Genomic DNA, 3,957 nt, shown 5'->3' with positions numbered 1-3,957 from the left:
CCGCCGAGGTCGTCGTCCGTGCTCTGCCCCGTCGGCACGGTGTCGGTATGAGGGGTGCTGCCGGCGCTCCTCACTTTGGCGTCGCTCCCCGTTCTCCCCATGGCGGTACCTGCTTTCGTTCGCATTCGCTGCTTGCTCCCCCTGGAATGGCCCCGAGCGGCTGGTCGTGGCGGCAGCGGGACGATGCGCACGAATGCGCAGGCATTCCCCTGAACCGCAGTCTGGGGCGGCGCTGTTGCCGGCAGCGAGGGGTTGCCCTCCAACTGTCCGGGGAAGCGCTGTTGGTGGATCTCACTTCACCAACGTCGGCAAGGTCCGTGCAAGCCAGGAACCACCGTCCGGCCAAACCCTTGGGTGTCCCGGTCGACACCCCGGTCAACGCCCTCGGTGGACACCCCGGTCCCCTTTCGGTTCGTCCGGGGCCGACGACACGCTGTTACTCGGCACCCGTCTGCTCCTGAACTTTCCAGCAAATATGCTGAGCACAGCCTTGCTCGTCACCACGGAGCGTCATCCTCGGCGCGAAAACCCGGTACGGTGACGGCACGGTCGCCTCCCTGACCACAGTGGAGGGCTGTGGGTTGGTGAAGCATGACAACGGGGCAACGACCGTGCTGATTGGACGACAACGAGAACTCGCCACACTGGGTGAGCTGACCAGACCTGCCGCACCCGGAACGGCGGTGATCGTGCGCGGGGGGAGCGGCGTGGGCAAGAGCGCCCTGCTCCGCCGGGTGCTGCACCGAGCGAGAGTCGACGGGCATCTCGTCCTCAGTGCGACGGCCGACGCTCTGGACACACCGGCCGAATTCGGTGTCGTCCACCAGTTGTTGGAGCACGTCGCGAAGGAGGAACTGGACGAGACCGTGCAGGCGGCCGTCGCCGACTTCCAGGCTCCGTACCGGGCCGCGGCTGCTCTCGCCCGCGACGACCGCCGGGTCGTGCTGGGGATCGACGACCTCCAATGGGCCGACACGGCCTCGGTCACGTGGCTGGGCAGGCTGCTTCGCCGACTGGACGGACTGCCGATCACCGTGGTCGCCACCATGGGTCCGGCGGTCCCGTCAGGCGACGAGCACTGCATCGGCACGCTGCTGCCGCTGTTCCGGCACCGCATATGGCTCACCCCGCTCGGCGACGCAGAAGTGGGCGAACTCGCCGAAGCGGTGCTCGGGACTGAGCCCGAACCGGACTTCGTCACCGCCTGCCGCACGGCCACCGGCGGTGTCCCCGCCCTGCTGCACGCCCTGCTCCGGTCCATACGCACCCATGGAGCCGCGCCGGATGCCGACACCGGCACCGATCTCGCCCGCTACGTACCCGCCGAGGTGGGCCGTACCGTTCAGGCCACGCTGCGGGCCTGCGGACCCGATGCGGTCGCCACCGCCGAGGCGGCTGCCGTGCTGGCCGGCCCACGGGCGACGGCCGCCGACCTGATCGCCTGCGCCGCCGAATTGCCTCAGCTGGCTGTCGAGGACAGCATGCACACGCTCACCGCCACCGGAGTGATGATCCGTGCAGAGGAAGGCGCCGCCTTCAGTTGCCCGGTCCTGTCCGTGGCTGTCGCCAATGAAGTGCTGCCCAGCCGCCGTCAGGAACTCCACGCCCGCGCGGCGCGGTTCCTGATCGACCAAGGGGCCGCCTGGGACACAGTCGTCCCTCATCTGCTGAACGCTCCGCTGGGACAGGAGTGGGCGGTCGACGCGCTGCTCCGCGCGGCCGACGAAGCGAGGGCACGCGGAGACCGCGCGACCGCACTCGGCTGTCTGCGACGCGCCCTGCGCGAAACTCTCCCCGACCCGGTTCGGGCCCAGGCGCTCGCCTTGCTCGGTGAGGCCGAACTCGCCCACTGCGTGCCCAGTGCCGTGCACAGCCTTCGCCGAAGTCTGGATCTCGCCGGCGCGCCCGGCGAACAGGCCGCGGCGGCACGCTCGCTGTCCGCTGCCCTGTTCACCCTGGACCGCTACCCCGAGGGGCTCGACGTCCTGGATCACATCGCCGAGCGGATTCGCCCGGCCAGCCCGGTGGACGCCCTGCGCCTGGAGATCGACCTGGTCTACGCCCAGCTCAGCAGCGCCTCAACGGCCGCCGCGGCGATGCCCCGGCTGATGGCGATGGACCTGGCCGAGGCCGAAGGAACCCTCGTACAACGGCCGCTCGCCGCATTGCTCTCGCTCCGTTCGATCATGGACGGAGGCGACCCGGCGGACGCGGTTGCCTACGCCCAGGAGGCCATGAGCGACGGGGTCTGCCCGGAGGACGACGAATCGTTCGTCTACACCGCCCCGGTCCTGGCCCTGGCCGCGGCAGGCCGCTCCGATCTCGCCCTCGCCCACGTCAACGCGAGCATGGACGCGGTCCGCGTGGGAGGGTCCGCACTCAGCTCCGCGTACCTCTCCACGCTGCGCGCCGGGGTCAACTACCGTGTTGGCAACGTAGTCGGATGCGAAGCCGACGCCCGCGCCGCCGTCGAATCGCTGAGAGGTGTCGGCGCCGGACCGACCACCAGTCACGGCGTGGCCATGTGGTCGGACGCACTGGTCAAACAGGGCCGTACCGAGGAGGCCGAGCAACTGTTCGCCGACCACGGGCTGACCGGTCGGCTCAACCGGCACTGGGCCAATGACTTCACCGCTCTGGTCCGCGGCCGACTGAGGATGGCACAGGGCCGGGCCCGGGAGGGCCTCGCCGACTTCCTCCACGCCGGAGCCCGTGCCGGGGCCCGCCGGATGTCCGGACCGGCCGTGCTGCCCTGGCGTTCCGAGGCCGCGCTGGCCCACGCCGTGCTCGGTGAGCACGAACAGGCGAGTGCACTCGTCGAGGATGAGCTCACTCTCGCCCAGGCGTGGGGGATACCGGAGTTCACCGGGGTGGCGCTCCGCGCTCTTGGAGTCATCACCGGGGGCTCCGCGGGCGCGGAAATGCTCCGTGAGTCCATCCGGCTGCTGGAACCGTCCGCCGCGCGCTTCTCGTACGCGCAGGCGCTCGCCGACCACGGGGCACTGGTACGACGGAACGGGCTGCCTTCGGCGGCGCGGAACTGGCTGCAGCAAGCGGTCAACGTCGCCGAGCAGTGCGGGGCGACCGTGGTTGCCGGCTTCGCCCAGGAGGAGCTGCGGGCCGGCGGTTTCCGGGCGGAGTCCCGCGCCTCACACGGGCTGGAGGCACTGACCCGCTCGGAGCGCCGGGTCGCCGAGCTCGCTGCCGAGGGCCTGACGAACAAGGAGATCGCGGCGCGGCTCTTCGTCGGTCTGCGGACCGTCGAGGTCCATCTCAGCAAGGCGTACCACAAGCTCGGTATCAGCGGCCGGGCCGGACTGGCGGAGGCTCTTGCGGCGTAGGCCCCGCCCGGCCGATCTTGCCGGGCTCGCCGGGGCGCGAACGAGTGGCCGGGACCGTAAAGGGAAACAGGATGCCGGGCAGTGGGGGGTTCACTGCCCGGCATCCGGTCTGTGTGGCGACCCGTTTCTCCGGATCACCGCTGTGTGGTGTTGGCGGGGACTAGTCCTCGTTGGCCGCGGTGGGCAACTGGGACTGGATGAGGTTCATGACGGAGGAGTCGGTGAGGGTGGTGACGTCGCCCAGTTGACGGTTCTCGGCGACATCGCGCAGCAGTCGCCGCATGATCTTGCCGGAGCGGGTCTTGGGCAGCTCGGCGACGGCGAGTATGCGCTTGGGTTTGGCGATGGGGCCGAGGGTCTTGGCGACGTGCGCCCGCAGCTCTTCCACCAGACCTTCGTCTTCCGTTGCGTTGCCGCGCAGGATGACGAAGGCGACGATGGCCTGGGTGGTGGTGGTGTCGGCCGCGCCGACGACTGCCGCCTCGGCGACCTTGGGGTGGGAGACGAGTGCGGACTCCACTTCGGTGGTGGAGATGTTGTGGCCGGAGACGAGCATGACGTCGTCGACGCGGCCGAGCAGCCAGATGTCGCCGTCGTCGTCCTTCTTGGCGCCGTC

At 70.1% G+C, this 3,957-nt stretch carries 1 protein-coding gene and 1 pseudogene; one reads left to right on the top strand and one right to left on the bottom strand.

Annotated elements, in window-relative coordinates; translation table 11 throughout:
- Window positions 1-611: 611 nt before the first annotated feature.
- Window positions 612-3,341 carry an AAA family ATPase gene (locus ACI2LP_RS33930; protein WP_404728385.1) on the top strand — a complete coding sequence of 910 codons (2,730 nt, stop codon included), beginning with the start codon at window positions 612-614 and terminating at the stop codon, window positions 3,339-3,341.
- A gap of 160 nt (window positions 3,342-3,501) precedes the next feature.
- On the opposite strand, the pseudogene ACI2LP_RS33925 reads toward ACI2LP_RS33930, so the two are convergent.
- Window positions 3,502-3,957, bottom strand: a pseudogene (locus tag ACI2LP_RS33925) (acetyl-coenzyme A synthetase); the annotation flags it as partial.

The organism is Streptomyces sp. NPDC019890 (assembly GCF_044903445.1).
Classification (GTDB): Bacteria; Actinomycetota; Actinomycetes; order Streptomycetales; family Streptomycetaceae; genus Streptomyces.
The sequence above is the reverse complement of the archived record's forward strand: the minus strand, read 5'-3'. Positions and strand labels throughout refer to the sequence as shown.